Source organism: Pseudomonas sp. 34 E 7 (assembly GCF_900005715.1).
In the GTDB taxonomy this organism is placed as follows: Bacteria; Pseudomonadota; Gammaproteobacteria; order Pseudomonadales; family Pseudomonadaceae; genus Aquipseudomonas; species Aquipseudomonas orientalis_A.
On record NZ_CVTX01000153.1, the window covers coordinates 71029 to 91359 of the forward strand.

General features: G+C 62.8%; 15 protein-coding genes. 6 read left to right on the top strand and 9 right to left on the bottom strand.

Translation table 11 applies throughout. The annotated features are described in order from the left end of the window. Positions 1-78 precede the first annotated feature (78 nt). The 6 genes from BFP96_RS18875 to BFP96_RS18900 all read left to right on the top strand — a co-directional run bounded on the left by BFP96_RS18875 (position 79) and on the right by BFP96_RS18900 (position 9641). Complete coding sequence (locus BFP96_RS18875; protein WP_065936811.1) at positions 79-1245, top strand: efflux RND transporter periplasmic adaptor subunit; 1167 nt, start codon at positions 79-81, stop codon at positions 1243-1245. Further along, on the top strand, positions 1242-4337 hold the full coding sequence (locus BFP96_RS18880) for a multidrug efflux RND transporter permease subunit (protein ID WP_065892610.1): 3096 nt from the start codon (positions 1242-1244) through the stop codon (positions 4335-4337). The genes BFP96_RS18875 and BFP96_RS18880 overlap by 4 nt, the downstream gene beginning before the upstream one ends. A 31-nt stretch (positions 4338-4368) precedes the next feature. Beyond that, entirely contained in the window at positions 4369-5046 is a 678-nt protein-coding gene (locus BFP96_RS18885) for a heavy metal response regulator transcription factor (RefSeq protein ID WP_065892611.1), read from the top strand. Further along, positions 5036-6400 carry a heavy metal sensor histidine kinase gene (locus tag BFP96_RS18890; RefSeq protein ID WP_065936812.1) on the top strand — a complete coding sequence of 455 codons (1365 nt, stop codon included), beginning with the start codon at positions 5036-5038 and terminating at the stop codon, positions 6398-6400. The genes BFP96_RS18885 and BFP96_RS18890 overlap by 11 nt, the downstream gene beginning before the upstream one ends. Positions 6401-6697: 297 nt before the next feature. Beyond that, the gene (locus tag BFP96_RS18895; RefSeq protein ID WP_065936813.1) at positions 6698-8020 is read left to right on the top strand and encodes an OprD family porin; all 1323 of its coding nucleotides are present in this window, start codon (positions 6698-6700) and stop codon (positions 8018-8020) included. A gap of 124 nt (positions 8021-8144) precedes the next feature. Then, complete coding sequence (locus BFP96_RS18900) at positions 8145-9641, top strand: sensor domain-containing diguanylate cyclase (RefSeq protein ID WP_065897313.1); 1497 nt, start codon at positions 8145-8147, stop codon at positions 9639-9641. A gap of 215 nt (positions 9642-9856) precedes the next feature. Here BFP96_RS18900 and lpxC read toward each other — a convergent pair whose 3' ends face one another. The 9 genes from lpxC to murD all read right to left on the bottom strand — a co-directional run bounded on the left by lpxC (position 9857) and on the right by murD (position 20330). Next, complete coding sequence (gene lpxC / locus BFP96_RS18905; protein ID WP_003171886.1) at positions 9857-10768, bottom strand: UDP-3-O-acyl-N-acetylglucosamine deacetylase; 912 nt, start codon at positions 10766-10768, stop codon at positions 9857-9859. A gap of 112 nt (positions 10769-10880) precedes the next feature. After that, positions 10881-12086, bottom strand: coding sequence for a cell division protein FtsZ (ftsZ, locus tag BFP96_RS18910; protein ID WP_065936814.1), 1206 nt, complete (start codon positions 12084-12086; stop codon positions 10881-10883). Between the two features lie 75 nt (positions 12087-12161). Continuing rightward, complete coding sequence (ftsA, locus tag BFP96_RS18915; RefSeq protein ID WP_057724626.1) at positions 12162-13424, bottom strand: cell division protein FtsA; 1263 nt, start codon at positions 13422-13424, stop codon at positions 12162-12164. Positions 13425-13439: 15 nt separating this feature from the next. Continuing rightward, entirely contained in the window at positions 13440-14309 is an 870-nt protein-coding gene (locus BFP96_RS18920; protein ID WP_065885829.1) for a cell division protein FtsQ/DivIB, read from the bottom strand. Between the two features lie 3 nt (positions 14310-14312). Further along, positions 14313-15269 (bottom strand): D-alanine--D-alanine ligase, encoded by a 957-nt coding sequence (locus tag BFP96_RS18925; RefSeq protein ID WP_065897312.1) that lies wholly within the window; start codon positions 15267-15269, stop codon positions 14313-14315. After that, positions 15266-16711: a UDP-N-acetylmuramate--L-alanine ligase gene (murC, locus tag BFP96_RS18930; RefSeq protein WP_065936815.1), complete on the bottom strand. Its 1446-nt coding sequence runs from the start codon at positions 16709-16711 to the stop codon at positions 15266-15268. Before murC ends, BFP96_RS18925 begins: the two co-directional genes overlap by 4 nt. Then, entirely contained in the window at positions 16704-17774 is a 1071-nt protein-coding gene (murG, locus tag BFP96_RS18935) for an undecaprenyldiphospho-muramoylpentapeptide beta-N-acetylglucosaminyltransferase (protein ID WP_065892616.1), read from the bottom strand. Before murG ends, murC begins: the two co-directional genes overlap by 8 nt. Continuing rightward, positions 17764-18987, bottom strand: a complete 1224-nt coding sequence (gene ftsW / locus BFP96_RS18940; RefSeq protein ID WP_065885825.1) for a putative lipid II flippase FtsW — start codon at positions 18985-18987, stop codon at positions 17764-17766. The genes murG and ftsW overlap by 11 nt, the downstream gene beginning before the upstream one ends. Next, the gene (murD, locus tag BFP96_RS18945) at positions 18984-20330 is read right to left on the bottom strand and encodes a UDP-N-acetylmuramoyl-L-alanine--D-glutamate ligase (RefSeq protein WP_065936816.1); all 1347 of its coding nucleotides are present in this window, start codon (positions 20328-20330) and stop codon (positions 18984-18986) included. The genes ftsW and murD overlap by 4 nt, the downstream gene beginning before the upstream one ends. Position 20331: the final 1 nt, after the last annotated feature.

Consider the following 20331-nt stretch of genomic DNA (forward strand, 5'->3'; position numbering starts at 1 on the left):
AGCCGTCACTGTGCTGACCCGATCAAAGGTCTATAACGGTCGTTTCATGCTTTCAATCCTTTGCCTGGCGCCGTACCTATGCACATAAAACGAAACACGGCCCTGCTGGTGGGCGCCCTTCTGGTTCTGGCAGTGACGGCCTGGACGCTGAATCGCCCCGCCAAGACCCGGCTGGCGGCCCCCAGCGCGATTCCGGTACGCGTGGTGAGCGTAGCGCAACAGGACGTGCCCCGCTTCGTCAGCGGCATCGGCTCGGTGTTGTCGTTGCACAGCGTGGTGATCCGTCCGCAGATCGACGGCATCCTCACTCGGTTGCTGGTCAAGGAAGGCCAGCGGGTGAAGGCCGGGGACTTGCTGGCAACCATCGATGACCGCTCGATCCGCGCCAGCCTCGACCAGGCCAGGGCGCAACGGGGGGAAAGCCAGGCGCAGCTGCAAGTGGCATTGGTCAACCTCAAGCGCTACAAGGCCCTGAGTATCGACGACGGTGTGTCGAAGCAGACCTACGACCAGCAACAAGCACTGGTCAATCAGCTCAAGGCCAGCGTCCAGGGTAACCAGGCAGCGATTGATGCGGCTCAAGTTCAACTTTCCTACACGCAGATTCGCTCCCCCGTCAGTGGCCGCGTGGGCATTCGCACGGTGGATGAAGGAAACTTCCTGCGCATGAGCGATACCCAGGGGTTGTTCTCGGTCACCCAGATCGACCCGATTGCTGTCGAGTTTTCCCTGCCGCAGCAGATGCTGCCGAGCCTGCAAGGCCTGATCGCCGCGCCCGAGAAAGCCAGCGTGAATGCCTACCTGGGCGCCGACACCGACGGCCAGACCGGCGACTTGCTCGGCGAAGGCCACTTGAGCGTGATCGACAACCAGATCAGTTCCAGCACCGGCACCCTGCGCGCCAAGGCCGAGTTCGCGAACGGCGCGCAGAAGCTGTGGCCGGGACAACTGGTGACCATCAAGATCCAGACCGCGCTCGACAGGAACGCCCTGGTGGTGCCGCCGACCGTGGTGCAGCGTGGCCTGGATTCGCATTTCGTGTACCGGCTCGAGGGTGACCACGTTGAAGTGGTGCCGGTGCGGGTCAGCTACCAGAACAGCGAGGTGAATATCATCGAGGGCGTGCGGGCCGGGGATGTGCTGGTCAGCGACGGCCAGTCGCGGCTCAAGGCCGGCGCCGAGGTGGAAGTGCTCAAGGAGCCGCCGCAAATCATCCAGACCGCCGATGCCAGGGTGCAGCCATGAGCGGCAGTCGCTCGCCCTCGGCCTGGTGCGTTGATCACCCGGTCGCCACCCTGCTGCTGACATTTGCCCTGGTGCTGCTGGGCATCATTGCCTTCCCGCGATTAGCCGTCGCGCCACTGCCGGAAGCGGAATTTCCGACGATCCAGGTCACGGCCCAGTTACCCGGTGCCAGCCCGGACACCATGGCCTCCTCGGTGGCGACGCCGCTTGAGGTGCAATTCAGCGCCATCCCCGGCATGACCCAGATGACCTCCAGCAGCGCCTTGGGCTCGAGCCTGTTGACCCTGCAATTCACCCTGGACAAAAGCATCGACACCGCCGCCCAGGAAGTGCAGGCCGCGATCAACACCGCCTCCGGCAAGCTGCCCGGCGATATGCCAAGCCTGCCGACCTGGAAGAAGGTCAACCCGGCCGACAGCCCGGTGCTGATCCTCAGCGTCAGCTCCGCCAGCATGCCCGGCACCGAACTGAGCGACTACGTGGAAACCCTGCTGGCGCGCCAGATCAGCCAGATCGACGGTGTCGGCCAGATCAACATCACCGGCCAGCAACGCCCGGCGATTCGCGTGCAGGCCTCCCCCGACAAACTCGCGGCGGTCGGCCTGACGCTCGCGGACATCCGCCTGGCCATCCAGCAGTCCAGCCTGAACCTGGCCAAGGGCGCGATCTACGGCGCCGACAGCGTGTCGACCCTGTCGACCAACGATCAACTGTTTCACCCCGACGAATACGGCCAGTTGATTGTGTCCTACAAAAATGGCGCGCCGGTGCAGTTGCGTGATATCGCCAGGGTCGTCAACGGTGCGGAAAACGCCTACGTGCAGGCCTGGTCCGGCGATACCCCGGGGGTCAACCTGGTAATCTCGCGCCAGCCGGGCGCGAATATCGTCGACACGGTCGACCGCATCCAGCAAGCACTGCCACGCCTGGAAGCGATGCTGCCGGCCTCGGTGCAGGTCAGCGTATTGACCGACCGCACCAAGACTATCCGCGCCTCCCTGCATGAAGTGGAAATGACCCTGCTGATCGCCATCCTGCTGGTGGTGGCGGTGATGGCGCTGTTCCTGCGCCAACTGTCGGCGACGTTGATTGTGTCGGCCGTGCTCGGTGTTTCGCTGGTGGCCACTTTCGCGCTGATGTATGTGATGGGCTTCAGCCTGAACAACTTGACCCTGGTCGCCATCGTGATTGCCGTGGGCTTTGTGGTGGACGATGCGATTGTGGTGGTGGAGAACATCCATCGGCATCTGGAGGCCGGGTTGGGCAAGCGCGAGGCCGCGATCAAAGGCTCGGGCGAAATCGGCTTTACCGTGGTCTCCATCAGCTTCTCGCTGGTGGCGGCATTCATTCCACTGCTGTTCATGGGCGGTGTGGTCGGGCGGCTGTTCAAGGAGTTTGCGCTGACCGCCACCTCGACCATCCTGATTTCGGTGGTGGTCTCGCTGACCCTGGCGCCCACCCTCGCGGCACTGTTCATGGGTGCGCCGACCCATCCCGCCCATGCCAAACCCACGTTCAGCGAGCGCCTGCTGGCCGGTTATGCGCGCAACCTGCGCCGCGCCCTGGCCCATCAACGCAGCATGGCGGCGATCTTCGTGGTGACCCTGGCCCTGGCCGTGGTCGGCTACGTGTTTATCCCCAAGGGATTCTTCCCGGTGCAGGACACCGGTTTTGTGCTCGGCACCAGCGAGGCGGCGGCCGATGTGTCGTACCCGGACATGGTCGCCAAGCACAAGGCACTGGCCGAGATCGTCAAGGCCGACCCGGCGGTGCAGGCGTTCTCCCACTCGGTGGGGGTGACCGGCAGCAACCAGACCATCGCCAACGGCCGCTTCTGGATTGCCTTGAAAGACCGCGCCGACCGCGACGTGTCCGCCAGCCAGTTCATCGACCGCATCCGCCCGCAACTGGCAAAGGTGCCGGGCATCGTCCTGTACCTGCGCGCCGGCCAGGACATCAACTTGAGCTCCGGCCCCAGCCGCGCCCAGTACCAATACGTGCTCAAGAGCAACGACGGTCCGACACTCAACACCTGGACCCAGCGACTCACCGAAAAACTGCGCACCAACCCGGCGTTTCGTGACCTGTCCAACGACCTGCAACTGGGCGGCAGCATCACCCACATCACGATCGACCGCCAGGCCGCCGCGCGTTTCGGCCTGAGCGCCACCGATGTCGACCAGGCGCTGTACGATGCCTTCGGCCAGCGCCAGATCAACGAGTACCAGACCGAAATCAACCAGTACCAGGTGGTGCTGGAGCTGGACCGCCAACAGCGCGGCAAGGCCGAGAGCCTGAACTATTTTTACCTGCGCTCGCCACTGACCAACGAGATGGTGCCCCTCTCGGCGCTGGCCAAGGTCGACCCGCCGACCGTGGGGCCGCTGTCCATCAGCCATGACGGCATGTTCCCCGCCGCCAACCTGTCGTTCAACCTGGCCCCCGGGGTGGCGCTGGGCGAAGCGGTGATCATGCTCAACCAGGCCAAGAACGATATCGGCATGCCCGCTGCGATCATCGGTAATTTCCAGGGCGCGGCCCAGGCGTTCCAGAGTTCGCTGGCCAGCCAGCCGTGGCTGATCCTCGCGGCACTGGTGGCGGTCTACATTATCCTGGGCGTGCTGTACGAGAGTTTCGTGCACCCGCTGACGATCATTTCCACCCTGCCCTCGGCGGGCCTGGGCGCGTTGATCATGCTGTGGCTGTTGGGCCAGGACTTTTCAATCATGGCCTTGATCGGCCTGGTGCTGCTGATCGGTATCGTCAAGAAAAACGGCATCCTGATGATCGACTTCGCCCTGGAGGCCCAGCGCGTGCGGGGCCTGCCACCTGAGGATGCGATCTACGAAGCCTGTGTCACGCGGTTCCGGCCGATCATCATGACCACCCTCGCCGCCTTGCTGGGCGCGGTGCCGTTGATGCTCGGTTCGGGCCCCGGCGCGGAGCTGCGTCAACCGCTGGGCATCGCGGTGGTCGGTGGCTTGCTGGTGAGCCAGGCGCTGACGCTGTTCACCACGCCGGTCATATACTTGTACCTTGAACGTTTTTTCCACAGGCCCAAACCGGCGCTCGCGCTGGCGACCACACACTGAGGCCAAGGCCCCGCCCTGGAACAAAAGGCTGATGCGCGTCCTGATTATTGAAGATGAAGAAAAAACCGCGGACTACCTGCACCGCGGCCTGACGGAGCAAGGCTACACCGTCGACGTGGCGCGCGAAGGCGTCGAGGGTTTGCACCTGGCGCTGGAGAACGATTACGCGGTGATCGTGCTGGACGTGATGCTGCCGGCGCTCGACGGCTTTGGCGTGTTGCGCGCCTTGCGTGCGCGCAAACAGACCCCGGTGATCATGCTCACTGCCCGCGAACGCGTGGAAGATCGCATCCGTGGCCTGCGCGAAGGCGCCGACGACTACCTGGGCAAGCCGTTTTCCTTCCTGGAACTGGTGGCGCGCCTGCAAGCACTGACCCGACGCAGCGGCGGCCATGAGCCGGTGCAGGTAACGGTGGCCGACCTGTGGATCGACCTGATCAGCCGCAAGGCCAGCCGCAACGGCGTGCGCCTGGACCTGACCGCCAAGGAGTTCTCGCTGCTCAGCGTATTGGCGCGACGCCAGGGCGAAATCCTGTCCAAGACCGCGATTGCCGAGATGGTCTGGGACATCAATTTCGACAGCGACGCCAACGTCGTCGAAGTGGCAATCAAACGCCTGCGCGCCAAACTCGACGGGCCCTTCGAGCACAAGCTGCTGCACACCATCCGTGGCATGGGCTACGTGCTGGAGAACCGCAGTGTCGGCTAACTCCATCGCCCTGCGCCTGAGCGGCATGTTCAGCCTGGTGGCGCTGCTGATCTTCGTGCTGATCGGCGGCGCGCTCTACCAGCAAGTGGACCGCGGCCTGGGGCTGTTGCCGGGGGCCGAACTGGATGCGCGCTACAGCGTGCTGGAATCCTCGGTGAACCGTTTTGGTACGCCCGAGCATTGGGTCAAAATAAAGGCCAAGCTCAAGCTGCTGGGCGAAGAAGACAAGCGCATTCGCTTCTGGGTGGTCAGCAGCGACCCGGGTTACGAATACGGCGAGCCCGATGCCCAGATTCGTGCGTTTGCCCAGGGCCCGACGGGTAAACGCGACCTGCGCCTGCCCGGCCATGATTATCCGTTCAAAGTGCTGGTCAGCCAGTTTGCCGCCAAGGAGCAACGCCCACCGCTGCGCTTCATGATCGCCATCGACACCGAGAATTTCCGCGCCACCCAGCACCATCTGCTGGTGGCGCTGGTCAGCCTGGCGCTGGTCGGCGTGATCATGGCCTCGCTGCTGGGTTTCTGGGTGTCGCGCATCGGCCTCAAACCCCTGCAAAAGCTCTCGGCGGAAGCGCGCAAACTTGCGCCGCCCAAGCTCTCCGGGCGCCTGCAACTGTCACCGCTGCCGCCGGAACTGAGCCAGTTCGTCAACTCGTTCAACGCCACCCTCGACCGCGTCGAACTCGCCTACTCGCGCCTGGAATCGTTCAACGCCGACGTGGCCCATGAACTGCGCTCGCCGCTGACCAACCTGATCGGCCAGACCCAGGTCGCACTGACCCGCGGGCGCTCGGCCGAGCATTATTTCGAGGTGCTGCAATCGAACCTGGAAGAACTGGAGCGGCTGCGCTCGATCATCAACGACATGCTGTTCCTCGCCAGTGCCGACCAGGGCAGCAAGGCCACCAAGCTGATCGAAAGCGCCCTGGCCGATGAAGTCGCCACCACCCTCGACTACCTGGACTTCATCCTGGAAGACGCCCAGGTAACCGTACGTGTGCACGGCGATGCTCGGGTGCAGATCGAAAAGGCCCACCTGCGACGCGCGCTGATCAACCTGCTGAGCAATGCCGTGCAACACACCGCGCCGGGGCAGGTCATCGATGTGCATATAGAGGTGCAGGGCCAACAGGTAATGATCGGCGTGACCAATCCCGGTGAGGCGATTGCCGACGAACACCTGCCGCGCCTGTTCGAACGGTTTTATCGAGTGGACGCGTCCCGCAGCAACAGCGGCGCGAATCACGGGCTGGGACTGGCCATCGTCAAGGCGATTGCGTTGATGCATGGCGGGGATGTGTTCGTGCGCAGCGAGGGTGGCGGCAATACCTTCGGCATGACCCTGCCTGTCTAGAACACCTCCCACAGTTAGAATATCCATACCCGTACAAACTGTTGCAATTTGGGCAACAGTCATTATCTTGTTACACTCTGTATCACAGCGCTCACCTGCGTTACTTTGACGCATCGATGAGCGCGCCGGCAAAGGCAGTTGACCCTCACCCGAATTTCCCTCGACTTATTTCCAGGGCTCTACACTGGGAATCTGTCTTAAAGCCGCTGACTTCAGCGGCTTTTTTTTGCCGTAAAAAAAGGCCGGGCACACCCCCACGACACTGGCCGTTCATGCTTGACCAAAGGAGCTCCACCGGTGAAGAACTCGCTGACGCTGACCCCGTTATTCCTCGCAATCGCAGCAACGATCACGCCCCTTGCCCACGCGGCAGACACGACACCCGCCGAAGGTTTCATCGAGGGTTCGCACCTCACGGTCAACACCCGCAACTACTACATGAACCGCGACCGCCGCGACCTTCACACCGATGACAGCAAGGAGTGGGGCCAGGGCTTTATCGGTACCTTCGAATCCGGCTACACCCAGGGCGCGGTCGGTTTCGGCCTGGACCTCAACGCCATGCTCGGCCTCAAGCTCGACGGCGGTGGCGGCACGGACGGCTCCACCATCCTTCCGTACGGCAGCGGTAACGGCAAGGCGCCCGGTGCGTTTTCCACCGCTGGCGGCACCTTGAAAATGCGTGCGTTCGATACCGAGTTGAAGGCCGGCGACCTGTTCCTCAACAACCCGGTGATCGCCGGCGGCATGACGCGCATGCTGCCCCAGACGTTTCGCGGTGTGAGCCTGAGCAACCACAGCCTCGATGGCTGGATGTTCGAAGGCGGCCAGGCCAGCTTTACCAAGCTCTACAACCAGAGCGGCCACCGGCGCATCGGCACCAGCTACGGCGCGTTGCCGGCCAACGCCGACAGCCGGCACCTGAACTGGGCCGGTGTCTCGTTCAGCGCAATCCCGGCGCTGACCAGCAATCTGTACGCCGCCGAACTCAAGGACGTATGGCACCAGTACTACTACGACCTTGAATACACCTACGCACTGAACGACCTGGTCAGCCTGACCCCCGGCCTGCACTACTACCACACCCAGGACACCGGCCAGGCGCTGCTCGGCGATATCGACAACAACACCTACAGCCTGCATGTCACCGTGGGCGTGGGCAACCACAGCGTCACCGCCGCGTACCAGCGGGTCAACGGCAACACGCCGTTCGACTACATCACCCAGGGCGACAGCGTGTACCTGGACAACTCCCAGCAATATTCGGACTTCAACGGCCCCAACGAGCGTTCGTGGAAGCTCAAATACGCCTACGATTTTGCCGGTGTCGGCCTGCCTGGCCTGACGTCCGCCGTGTCCTATATCAGCGGCAAGACCGACCTGACCCGCGTCGACCCCAACAGCCGCGGCTACGGCAGTTGGTACAGCGCCGACGGCAAGAATGCCAGGCACTGGGAGCGGGACATCGACCTCAAGTACGTGGTGCAAGATGGCAAGGCCAAGGACCTGGCGGTGCGCCTGCAATGGGCGACCCATCGGGGTGGCAATGGCTATTCGGCGGTGGACCGGGATGTGGATGAGTACCGGGTGATTGTGGACTATCCGATCAACGTGTTCTGAGCACGATCGTGCTGACGGTGAAGATCCAATGTGGGAGGAGGCTTGCCCCCTCCCACATTTGGATCTGCGCCATATTCCGGAGTTGCTACTACGCTAAGGGCATCTCAACGCAGAAGTACGTCCGATGAGCCCAAGCCCTGCCCGCCCTACCCGCCGCCCGGAGCGCTTGCTGATCCTGGGCAGCACCCTCACGGTATTGCTGATCGTAGGCATCGTCACCGCCTTGTTGATTCGTGAACACGCCAATACCTTGCAGACCGCCAAGCGCACCGCCAACACCATCACTCAATTGATCGACGCCGATGTGTTGCGCAACGTCGAGCTGTATGACATGGCGCTGGAAGGCCTGATCGCCGCGACCGCGCGCACCGACCTGCAGGACCTGCCCGCCAGCATCCGGCACCTGGTGCTGTTCGACCGCTCCAACGCGGCGCCCTACAAGGGCGACATCCTGCTGCTGGGTCCAGGCGGCGAGGTGATAGCCGACTCATCCCTGCTCACACCCAAGTCCGGCAACTTCGCCGACCGCGACTATTTCCAGATTCACCGTGGCAGTTCCGACATCGGGCTGTATATCAGTCGCCCGTTCATGGCCCGCTGTGAATGCGAAGACCCATGGCGCATTGCATTCAGCCGCCGCCTTTCATCGGCGGACGGGCGCTTTCAAGGGGTGGCCGTCGCCTCCATGCGTCTTTCGTACTTCCACCAACTGTTCAGCAGCCTGAATATCGGCGCCGGCAGCACCATCACTCTGCTCAACCATCAAGGCATCCTGTTGGCGCAGGAGCCTTTGCTGGAAGCGGACATGATCAACAAGGACCTGAGTGCGCGGCCCAATGTGGCACGCATGCTGCGCGAGCGAGACGGCAATTTTCGCAGCGTATCCAGTGTCGACCATCGGGGGCGGCTCTACAGTTTCTCGAGTGTCGGCAATTTGCCGTTGATCGTCGCGGTGGCCCTGGCCAGCGATGAGGTATTCGCGCCCTGGCGACGCGCAGCGTGGTTGGTCGGCCTCGCAACGGGGGTGTTGTGCATTGGCCTGTTATGGCTGACCTGGGCGCTGAGCAAGGAGCTGCGCCGGCGCCACCGGGTCGAGCAGGTGCTGTCAGAACTGGCAGGTACCGATGCCCTTACCGGCCTGGCCAACCGCCGCACCCTGGACCAGCGCCTGCGCCTGGAATGGGACCGCGCACAACGCTCGACCGAGCCGCTGACGGTGCTGATGATCGATGTCGACCACTTCAAGGCTTTCAACGACCGCCATGGTCACCAGGGCGGAGATGATGCGCTTCGCGCCGTGGCGCAGGTGATAGACAGTAATATCCGCCGCCCGGCCGACCTGGCGGCGCGTTATGGCGGTGAAGAATTCGCGGTGGTGCTGCCCCATACCGATGCCAAGGGCGCGTGGGTGATTGCCGAGCGTATCCGCCAGAGCGTCCAGTACTTGCCACGGATGGCTGGGGATGAGCAGCCGATCACGGTGAGCATTGGCATGAGCACCTGGCACAAACACAGCCGTAACACCCTTGAGGATCTGCTGTTCAAGGCCGACCAGGCGTTGTACGAGGCCAAGCACAGCGGGCGCAATCGGACGTTGGACGCGGCAACCCTGCCTGTGTAGGACCGATCTACGAGCGATCGTTCCCACGCTCCGCGTGGGAATGCCGCCCGGGACGCTCCGCGTCCTGCTTTCAGCGCAGAGTCCGGCACCTGCGTAATGGTGACGCGGAGCATCACTGGATGCGTTCCCACGCGGAGCGTGGGAACGATCTATCAGCGCATAAAAAAAGGCCACCCGAAGGCAGCCTTTAAAAACTAAAGAAAGAGAGTTGTTACTTACACCGCCGCAACGGGACGCATGTAAGAGATCGGTGCGGTGCTGGCATCTTCGAACGTCACGACTTCCCAAGCGTCTGTCTGCTCAATCAACTTGCGCAGCAGCTGGTTGTTAAGGGCGTGGCCCGACTTGAAGCCTTTGAACTCGCCTATCAGGCTATTGCCCAGCAGGTAGAGGTCACCGATTGCATCGAGGATCTTGTGCTTGACGAATTCGTCTTCGTAGCGAAGGCCGTCTTCGTTCAGTACACCATCCGCGTCGACCACAATGGCGTTTTCAACGCTGCCGCCGAGTGCGAGGTTGTGCTTGCGCAGGTACTCGATGTCACTCATGAAACCAAAGGTACGGGCGCGACTGACTTCTTTTACGAACGAAGTGCTGGAAAAATCCACGCTTGCACTCTGGGTGCGGTCACGGAATACCGGGTGATCGAAATCGATCTCAAAGCTCACTTTAAAGCCTTCGAACGGGACGAAGGTGGCGCGCTTGTCGCCGTCTTCTACTGTCACTTCCCGCAGAATGCGAATGAACTTCTTGGCTGCGTCCTGTTCTTCCAGGCCGGCAGATTGAATCAGGAATACGAAGGGTCCAGCGCTGCCATCCATGATCGGGACTTCGGACGCGGAGAGCTCGACGTAGGCGTTATCGATGCCCAGGCCAGCCATGGCCGAGAGCAAGTGCTCCACCGTATCCACTTTGACGTCACCGTTGACCAGTGTGGTCGACATCGTGGTTTCGCCAACGTTTTCCGCGCGAGCAGGAATCTGCACCACAGGGTCCAGGTCGGCACGCACAAACACGATGCCGGTGTCGACAGGTGCAGGCTTGAGGGTCAGGTATACCTTCTCCCCGGAGTGCAGACCTACACCTGTGGCACGAATAATATTCTTCAGGGTGCGTTGTTTAATCATGGCTTGGACCGCTTCAGCGCAAATTGCGAACTGGTATCAACAAAGGCTGGCGATAATAGCAGACCAGACCTTTGCTGAACACCAATCACCTTCATAGCCCTGATACATTCCATTAATCGGCCTGACGACGCAGGAATGCCGGGATATCCAGGTAGTCCAGATCGTCTTGCGGATTCGGGCTACGGGACGCCGCAGCACCGGCCTGAGCCTGGTTGCGCATCACGGTCGGACGGTCCAGGTCACGGTAGTTCACCGACGGCAGTTCCTGGCGCGAAGGCGCTGGAGCGGCAGCCGACTGGCTGGCGTGGCTGGATTGGCTGTTGTGCAGGGTGTTGTCGATGACCTTCACAGGCTTCTCGATTTTCGCACCCAGGCCGGTCGCAACCACGGTCACGTGCAGCTCGTCGCGCATGTCCGGATCGATAACGGTACCGACCTTGACCATGGCGTGCTCGGAAGCGAAGGCTTCGATGATGCTACCCACGTCGGAGTACTCACCCAGGGACAGGTCAGGGCCGGCGGTGATATTCACCAGGATGCCGCGTGCACCTTGCAGGTTCACGTCTTCGAGCAGCGGGTTGCGGATGGCCGCTTCGGTGGCTTCGCGTGCACGGTTCGGACCGCTGGCGCAGCCGGTGCCCATCATCGCCATGCCCATTTCGCTCATGACGGTACGTACGTCGGCAAAGTCGACGTTGATCATGCCTGGACGCTTGATGATGTCGGAGATACCGCGAACGGCACCGGCCAGTACATCGTCAGCCTTGGCGAACGCGGACAGCAGGCTTGCGTCCTTGCCCAGGATGGTCAGCAGTTTCTCGTTGGGAATGGTGATCAACGAGTCGACGCTTTCAGACAGCAGACGGATACCTTCGTCGGCGATCTGCATACGCTTGCGGCCTTCGAACGGGAACGGACGGGTCACGACAGCAACCGTCAGGATCCCCATTTCCTTGGCCACTTCGGCAATGATCGGCGCTGCACCGGTACCGGTACCGCCGCCCATGCCGGTGGTGATGAACACCATGTTGGTGCCTTGCAGCACTTCGGCAATACGCTCGCGGTCTTCCAGAGCGGCTTGACGGCCGACTTCCGGGTTGGCGCCAGCGCCGAGGCCCTTGGTCACGGCTGTGCCCAATTGCAGGATGGTCCGCGCGCCGATGCTTTTCAGCGCCTGGGCATCAGTGTTGGCGCAGATGAATTCAACGCCTTCAATGTTGCTCTTGACCATATGGTTGACAGCGTTGCCGCCGCCACCGCCGACACCGATTACTTTGATAACCGGGCTAGCGGGGATGTTGTCTACGAGTTCAAACATGTTCCCTCTCCTTTCATTTTCTCTAGTTTTTTCGCCTACTGCTTGTTACGGGTGTTGCGGTGTCACGGTAAGTCTTTAGAAATTGCCTTTGACCCACGCCTGCAGCCGCTCGAACAACGGCGCTTTGGCTTCGTCATCGCTGCGGTAGCTGTCACGGATACTCGGGCCCGACAGGGAAATGCCGTCGGTCTGCTTTTGCAGTCCGTACAACAGCAAGCCCACACCGGTGGAATAAATCGGGTTGCGCACTACGTCGCCCAGGCCCTTGACGCCATGGGGCACGCCCAGGCGCACCGGCATGTGGAAGATTTCCTCGGCCAGTTCGACCGCGCCTTCCATCTTCGAGGTGCCACCGGTCAGCACGATGCCGGCCGGGATCAAATCTTCGTAGCCGCTGCGGCGCAGCTCGGCCTGGATCAGGGTGAACAGCTCGTCGTAGCGCGGCTCGACCACTTCGGCCAGGGCCTGGCGCGAGAGTTCGCGCGGCGGACGGTCGCCGACGCTCGGCACCTTGATGGTTTCACCGGCACCGGCCAGCTTGGCCAGGGCGCAGGCGTAGCGGATCTTGATTTCTTCGGCGTACTGGGTCGGTGTACGCAAGGCCATGGCGATGTCGTTGGTGACCTGGTCGCCGGCGATCGGGATCACGGCGGTGTGACGGATCGCACCCTCGGTGAAGATCGCGATGTCGGTGGTGCCGCCGCCGATGTCCACCAGGCACACGCCCAGTTCTTTTTCGTCGTCGGTCAGTACCGAATACGCGGACGCCAACTGCTCGAGAATGATGTCGTCGATTTCCAGGCCACAACGGCGCACGCATTTTTCAATGTTCTGTGCAGCGTTGACGGCGCAGGTCACCACGTGGACCTTGGCTTCCAGGCGCACGCCGGACATGCCCAGCGGCTCGCGCACGCCTTCCTGGTTATCGATCACGTAGTCCTGCGGCAAGGTGTGCAGCACACGCTGGTCAGCCGGGATCGCCACGGCCTGGGCGGCGTCGAGGACGCGCTCGAGGTCGGCCGCGCTGACCTCACGGTCGCGGATCGCCACGATGCCGTGGGAGTTCAGGCTGCGGATATGGTTGCCGGCCACGCCGACGAACGCCGAGTGAATCCGGCAACCGGCCATCAGCTGCGCTTCTTCGATGGCGCGCTGGATCGATTGCACGGTGGACTCGATGTTCACCACCACGCCCTTCTTCAGGCCCCGGGACGGATGCGTGCCAATACCGACGATTTCGATCGTGCCGTCTTCACCGACCTCGCCGACCAGCGCCACCACCTTGGAGGTGCCGATATCGAGACCGACGATCATTTTGCCGCTTTGCACGTTTGCCATGGGTCCTGCCTCTTCTTAATTCTTCGCGACAGCGGGTTGTGCTGCCGTGGGCGCCGCCGGTACACGCCAACCGACGGCCAGGCCGTTGGCGTAACGCAGGTCGACGCTCGCAATGTTCGTGATCTGTTCTTTCAAGGTTTTTTCATAGATGGCAATAAAGCGGCGCATCTTTTCCACCAAGCGGTCGCGTCCCAGCAACAACTCGATGCCCGGGCCGGAACTGCCTGCCCCGGTCGTCAGAAACCAGCTGCCCCGCTCACGCAATTCCAGGCGTGCAATGGAGAAGCCCAGTGGCCGCAGCATCTGGCTCAAGGCCTGGTACTGCTGCATCACTTGCTGTTGCGCCCGCTGCGGCCCGAACAGCTGCGGCAGGTGCTCATAGTTCGCCACTTCACGCGGCGCAAACGCCTGCCCCTGGTTGTTCAACAGTGCCCCGTCGCCCCAGCGGGCCACGGGCAGTTGTTCTTCCAGGCGGATCGTGACCTGGTCCGGCCATACGCGACGGACTTCGGCGTGGGCGATCCACGGCATCTGTTCCAGCTCGGCGCGCATGCCGGCCAGGTCGATGGTGAAGAAGCTCGCCGCCAGGAACGGGCTGATGCGCTGCTGCACTGCTTGCTGGCTGATGTAGCTCAAGTCGCCCTGCACGCTGATTTTGGTGATCGGCCGGTCGGCATACGGCAACAGACGCTGCGCGCCCTCGTAGGTGCCAAAACCCAGCACCACCAGCAACACCGGCCAGAACAGCGCCTTGATGAAACCAAAGTTGGCTTTGGGCAGGCGCGCCGACATCGGCTCTTTGGCCACCATGCGGCTGGCACCCCGTGGCACCGGCTTGCGGCTCGGTGCTTGTGGGGGCTGATGACGAAGCGATGCGCCTTTCATGTCTTAGCCTCTTGGCTCGATGCTGGCGGCCAGGATCGCCAGCACCAACTGCTGGAAATCCAGGCCGGCGGCACGGGCGGCCATGGGGACCAGGCTGTGGTCGGTCATGCCCGGCGCGGTGTTGACTTCCAGGAACCAGAAATTGCCCTGGTCATCCTGCATCACGTCTGCCCGCGCCCAGCCGGCGATACCCAGCGCCTCACAGGCTTTCGCCGTGAGGTCCATCAAGTATTGTTCCTTGGTTGCGTCAAGACCGCAGGGAATCCGGTACTGGGTATCGGAAGCCACGTACTTGGCGTCGTAATCGTAAAAAGTGTGGGGCGTGCCCAATGCGATGGGCGGCAATACCTGGCCACGCAGGGTGGCGATGGTGTACTCGGGACCCTGGATCCACTGTTCCACCATCACTTGCGAATCGTAGGTGCTTGCCGCTTTCCATGCGTCGATCAATTCGGCGGCCGAGTTCACTTTGGCCATGCCGATACTGGAGCCTTCATGGGCTGGTTTGACGATCAAAGGCAGGCCCAGTTCCTTGGCCGCAGAAATACAATCGTCTTCGCTGCACAGCACGGCGTGACGCGGGGTTGGAATCCCCAGGCTGTGCCACACCTGCTTGGTGCGCAACTTGTCCATCGCCAGCGCCGACGCCAGGATGCCGCTGCCGGTATAGGGAATGCCGGCGCACTCGAGCAGGCCCTGCATGCTGCCATCTTCACCGCCACGGCCATGCAGAATGATGAAGGCGCGGTCGATCTTTTCGGCCTGCAGGCGAGCGAGGAAGTCATCGCCCACGTCGATGCCGAACGCATTCACGCCGGCGCTTTGCAGGGCTTGCAGCACGGCATTGCCGGACTTGAGCGACACTTCGCGCTCGGCGCTCTTGCCGCCGAACAGCACGGCGACGCGGCCGAAGTCGGCAGGCGCGACCGTGGAGAACAGGGAGGCGTAGTCAGTGATCATTTCGATGCTCCCTTCTCGGCGGCGAACAAAGGACTCGCGAGCAGTTTGGGGGCAAGACCACCGATATCACCGGCACCCTGGCACAGCAGGATGTCGCCGGCACGCAGCAGCGGCTTGACGATCGGCGCCAGGTCCACACCACGCTCGATGTAGATCGGGTCCAACTGCCCGCGCTGACGGATGCTGTTGCACAGCTTGCGGCTGTCGGCGCCCGGGATCGGTTCTTCACCGGCCGGGTAGACCTCCATCAGCAGCAGCACGTTGGCATCGGCCAATACATTGACGAAGTCGTCGTACAGGTCGCGGGTACGGCTGTAGCGGTGCGGCTGGTAGACCATCACCAGGCGGCGCTCCGGCCAGCCACCGCGCACGGCCTTGATCACGGCGGCGACTTCGGTCGGGTGGTGACCGTAGTCGTCCACCAGCATCACGTCACCGCCTTCGACCGGCAGTTGGCCGTAGACCTGGAAGCGCCGGCCGACACCGGCAAAGCGCGACAGGCCTTCGACAATGGCTTCATCGCTGACGCCCTCGTCGGTGGCAATGCAGATGGTCGCCAGGGAGTTCAGTACGTTGTGGTTGCCCGGCATATTCACCGAGACATCCAGCGGCTCGCGGTCGGGGCGCAGCACGGTGAAGAAGGTCTGCATGCCTTGCTGGCGTACATTGATCGCGCGCACGTCGGCGTCTTCGCTGAAGCCGTAGGTCACGGTCGGGCGCTTGACCTGCGGCAGGATTTCGCGCACCACCGGATCGTCCAGGCACACCACCGCCAACCCGTAGAACGGCAGGTTGTGCAGGAAGTCGACGAAGGTTTTCTTCAACTTGTTGAAGTCACCGTCGTAGGTCGCCATGTGGTCTTCGTCGATGTTGGTGACGACGGCGACCAGCGGTTGCAGGTGCAGGAAGCTCGCGTCACTTTCATCGGCTTCGGCGATCAGGTAGCGGCTGGTGCCGAGCTGGGCATTGGTGCCGGCTGCATTCAGGCGGCCACCGATGACGAAGGTCGGGTCCAGGCCACCGGCGGCGAACACCGAGGCGATCAGGCTGGTGGTGGTGGTCTTGCCGTGAGTACCGGCGACGGCGATGCCGTGGCGGTAGCGCATCAGCTCGGCGAGCATCTCGGCGCGCGGCACCACGGGGATACGACGCTCGAGGGCGGTGGCCACTTCCGGGTTGGACGTGTTCACGGCGCTGGACACTACCAGCACGTCGGCCTCGGCGGCGTTCTCGGCACGGTGGCCGATAAAGATCTGCGCGCCAAAGGACTTCAGGCGCTCGGTGACCGGCGACTCTTTCAAATCGGAGCCGGACACCTGATAGCCCAAGTTCAGCAATACTTCGGCAATGCCGCACATGCCCACGCCGCCGATACCGACGAAGTGGATGCGACGGATGCGGCGCATTTCCGGTTGCGGCATGGCTTTCTGATTCTCAACCATGGGCCACCTCCAGGCAGATATCGACCACGGTGCGGGTTGCGTCAGGTTTGGCCAGGCGGCTTGCGGTGCTCGCCATGCTGTTGAGTCGTTCCGGTTGCATCAAAACCTCGGTCAGGCGTGCGGCCAAATCGGCGGCGCCAGTCGTTCTTTGCGGCAGCAGGAAGGCAGCGCCCTCCCCGGCCAAATATTCGGCGTTGCGGGTCTGGTGATCGTCGATTGCATGGGGCAGAGGCACCAGCAATGACGGCAGACCGGCGGCAGCCAGTTCACTGACGGTCAGCGCACCAGCGCGACAGACCACCAGGTCGGCCCAGCCATAGGCTTGGGCCATGTCTTTGATGAAGGGCTGTACGTTCGCCTCGACACCGGCTTCGCGATAGCGCGTGGCGGTGACTTCATCGTGGTTTTTGCCGGCCTGATGGAAGATTTCCGGACGCAGTGCTTCGGGCAGTTGCGCAACGGCTTCAGGCAGCAATTTGTTCAGCGGCTCGGCGCCCAGGCTTCCGCCCAGGATCAGCAGGTGTGCCTTGCGTCCGGCCAGCGCTTCACGTGCGATGGCCATGAACAGCTCGGTACGCACCGGGTTGCCGGTGGTGCGAAGCTTGTCCGAAGCCGCGAACGTTTTCGGGAAGGCTTCACACACCCGCGCGGCCAACGGCACCAACAGACGGTTGGCGGTACCGGCGACGGCGTTCTGTTCATGGACAATCACCGGTACGCCGGCGAGTTTCGCCGCCACGCCACCGGGGCCGGTCACATAACCGCCAAAGCCGAGCACACACACCGGCTTCAGTTCGCGGATGATCTTGCGTGCCTGCATGACCGCCTTGAGCAGCACGAACGGCGCCTTGAGCAGGGACAATTTGCCCTTGCCACGCAGGCCGGTGACGTTGATCAGGTGCAGCGGCAAACCGGCGTTCGGCACCAGCTCGTTCTCGATGCCACGCGGCGTGCCCAGCCAGTGCACGCTGTAGCCACGGCTCTGGAATTCGCGCGCGCAGGCCAGGGCCGGGAACACATGGCCCCCGGTGCCGCCGGCCATGATCAGCACGTTAGCGCCCATGGGTCGGCTCCTCGGCGAAGTCGCTTTCGCTGAACTCCATCTCTTCGCTGCCCAGGTGCGTACGACTTTCCCACTCGATGCGCAGCAACAAACCCAGGCAAGCGCAGCAAATCACCAACGAACTGCCGCCGTAACTGAGGAACGGCAGGGTCAGGCCCTTGGTCGGCAGCAAGCCGACGTTCACGCCGATATTGATCAGGAACTGGCCGATCCACAGGAACGACAAGCCGTACGCCACATAGGCGGCGAAATACTGTTTGGCTTTCTCGGCCCACAAGCCGATGTACATGCCGCGCACGCAGACAAATACGAACAGCGCGACGGTGCACAGCGAACCGACCACGCCCAGTTCCTCGGCGAGCACCGAGAACACGAAGTCGGTGTGCGCTTCCGGCAGGTAGAACTGCTTCTGCACGCTGTTGCCCAGGCCCACGCCCAGCCACTCGCCGCGCCCGAACGCGATCAACGCCTGGGTCAGCTGATAGCCGGAGCCGAACTGGTCGGACCACGGGTCGGTAAAGGTAATCAGCCGCGCCATCCGGTAGGGTTGCGCCTGCACCAGGATCGTCACGGCCGCGACGGCCAGCACCACCATCAAGGTGAAGCGGAACAGACCGACACCGCCGAGGAACAGCATCGCGGCGGCAGCCCCCATCATCACCACGGTGGCACCGAAGTCGGGTTCCATCAGCAGCAGGCCGGCCATGGGCAGCAGCACGATGAACGGCTTGAAGAAGCCCATCCAGCTTTCGCGCACTTCTTTCTGACGGCGTACCAGGTAGCCGGCCAGGTAAATCACCACGAACACCTTGGCGATTTCCGACGGCTGTACGTTGAATGCACCGAAGCCGATCCAGCGCATCGAACCGTTCACTTCGCGGCCGATGCCGGGCAGGATCACCATGACCAGCAAACCGAACGCGCCGATCAGCATCAGCCAACCCAGGCGCTGCCAGGTGGCGATCGGAATCATCATGGTGACGATGCACGCGCCGAGGCCGATCACCAGGTACACCAGGTGGCGGATCATCATGTACAGGGTGTTGCCCGACTGCACGGCGGCCACTTCGGAAGATGCCGAGGTGATCATCACCAGGCCCAGGCCGAGCAGCGCCAGGCAACCGGCGAGCATTGGGAAATCCAGGTCGATGCCGCGCCCGGTAATGATCGGCGACGGGTACGGCTTGATGATGTTCTTCAGGTTGAGGCTCATGCCAAAGCCTCCACGGCGCGGGCGAACAGCTGGCCGCGCTCTTCATAGTTCTTGAACATGTCGAAACTGGCGCAGGCCGGCGACAGCAGTACCGCATCACCCGGCTGGGCCAGGGCCTCGCACCGGGCAATGGCGTCATCCAGGGAAGTGGCGCGCACCTGCGGCACGGCGTCACCCAGGGCGGCGGCGATCAGGTCCGAATCGCGGCCCATCAGCACCACGGCGCGGCAATGCGCAGCCACCGGGTCTTTAAGGTCCTTGAAGTCGGCACCCTTGCCGTCGCCGCCGGCGATCAGCACCACCTTGCCGTCGATATCGGCACCCAGGCCTTCGATGGCCGCCAGGGCGGCGCCGACATTGGTGGCTTTGGAATCGTTGTAATAGCTGACGCCATCGAGGTCGCGCACCCACTGGCAGCGATGCTCGAGGCCCGCGAACGTGCGCAGGGCGGCGAGCATGGCGTCGAACGGCAAGCCAACCGCATGGCCGAGCGCCAGGGCTGCCAGGGCATTGGATTGGTTATGGGCGCCACGGATTTTCAGTTCGCGCACCGGCATCAGGTTCTGGAATTCGAAGGCCAGGTATTTCTCGCCGTTCTCTTCGCGAATGCCGAATGCCTTGAAGTCGGGCTTGCTCAGGCCGAAGGTCCAGCACGGCATGCCCTCGCCGATCAGTGGACGGCTAAGGGCATCCTGGCGGTTGACCACAAACTGCCTGGCACCGCGGAAGATCCGGTGCTTGGCCAGGTGATAAGCCGGCAGGCCGCTGTAGCGGTCCATGTGGTCTTCGCTGACGTTCAACACGGTGGCGACTTCGGCACCCAGCTCGTGAGTGGTTTCCAGCTGGAAACTCGACAGCTCCATCACGTACAGCTCGACGTCGTCGCTGAGCAGGTCCAGCGCAGGCATCCCCAGGTTGCCGCCCACCGCCACGCGCTTGCCGGCCGCAGCCGCCATCTCGCCGACCAGGGTGGTCACGGTGCTTTTTGCGTTGGAACCGCTGATGGCCACGATCGGCGCCTTGGCGTTGCGCGCAAACAGGTCGATATCGCCGGACAGCTTCACGCCCCGTGCCGCAGCCGCTTGCAGGGCCGGTGTAGCCAGCGCCAGGCCGGGGCTCACGTAGAGCTCATCGGCGCGGCACAGAAACTCGACATCCAGTTCGCCACAGCGCACTTCCACGTGCGGGTAGTCACGGCGCAGCGTGACCAGCTCCGGTGGATTTTCCCGCGTGTCGGCCACGGCGAACGACGTGCCCCGGTTCGCCAGGAAGCGAACCAGGGACATGCCGCTCTTGCCGAGGCCGACAACGATGCGGAAGTGGTCTGAAGCGATCAGGGACACT

What these genes read in the sequence shown, in the direction of transcription:
- BFP96_RS18925 (WP_065897312.1), bottom strand. Translation starts at nt 15,269, where the DNA reads ATGATCACTGACTACGCCTCCCTGTTCTCCACGGTCGCGCCTGCCGAC.
- BFP96_RS18885 (WP_065892611.1), top strand. Translation starts at nt 4,369, where the DNA reads ATGCGCGTCCTGATTATTGAAGATGAAGAAAAAACCGCGGACTACCTG.
- BFP96_RS18875 (WP_065936811.1), top strand. Translation starts at nt 79, where the DNA reads ATGCACATAAAACGAAACACGGCCCTGCTGGTGGGCGCCCTTCTGGTT.
- BFP96_RS18920 (WP_065885829.1), bottom strand. Translation starts at nt 14,309, where the DNA reads ATGAAAGGCGCATCGCTTCGTCATCAGCCCCCACAAGCACCGAGCCGC.
- murC (WP_065936815.1), bottom strand. Translation starts at nt 16,711, where the DNA reads ATGGTTGAGAATCAGAAAGCCATGCCGCAACCGGAAATGCGCCGCATC.
- ftsW (WP_065885825.1), bottom strand. Translation starts at nt 18,987, where the DNA reads ATGAGCCTCAACCTGAAGAACATCATCAAGCCGTACCCGTCGCCGATC.
- ftsZ (WP_065936814.1), bottom strand. Translation starts at nt 12,086, where the DNA reads ATGTTTGAACTCGTAGACAACATCCCCGCTAGCCCGGTTATCAAAGTA.
- murG (WP_065892616.1), bottom strand. Translation starts at nt 17,774, where the DNA reads ATGGGCGCTAACGTGCTGATCATGGCCGGCGGCACCGGGGGCCATGTG.
- ftsA (WP_057724626.1), bottom strand. Translation starts at nt 13,424, where the DNA reads ATGGCAAACGTGCAAAGCGGCAAAATGATCGTCGGTCTCGATATCGGC.
- lpxC (WP_003171886.1), bottom strand. Translation starts at nt 10,768, where the DNA reads ATGATTAAACAACGCACCCTGAAGAATATTATTCGTGCCACAGGTGTA.
- BFP96_RS18900 (WP_065897313.1), top strand. Translation starts at nt 8,145, where the DNA reads ATGAGCCCAAGCCCTGCCCGCCCTACCCGCCGCCCGGAGCGCTTGCTG.
- BFP96_RS18880 (WP_065892610.1), top strand. Translation starts at nt 1,242, where the DNA reads ATGAGCGGCAGTCGCTCGCCCTCGGCCTGGTGCGTTGATCACCCGGTC.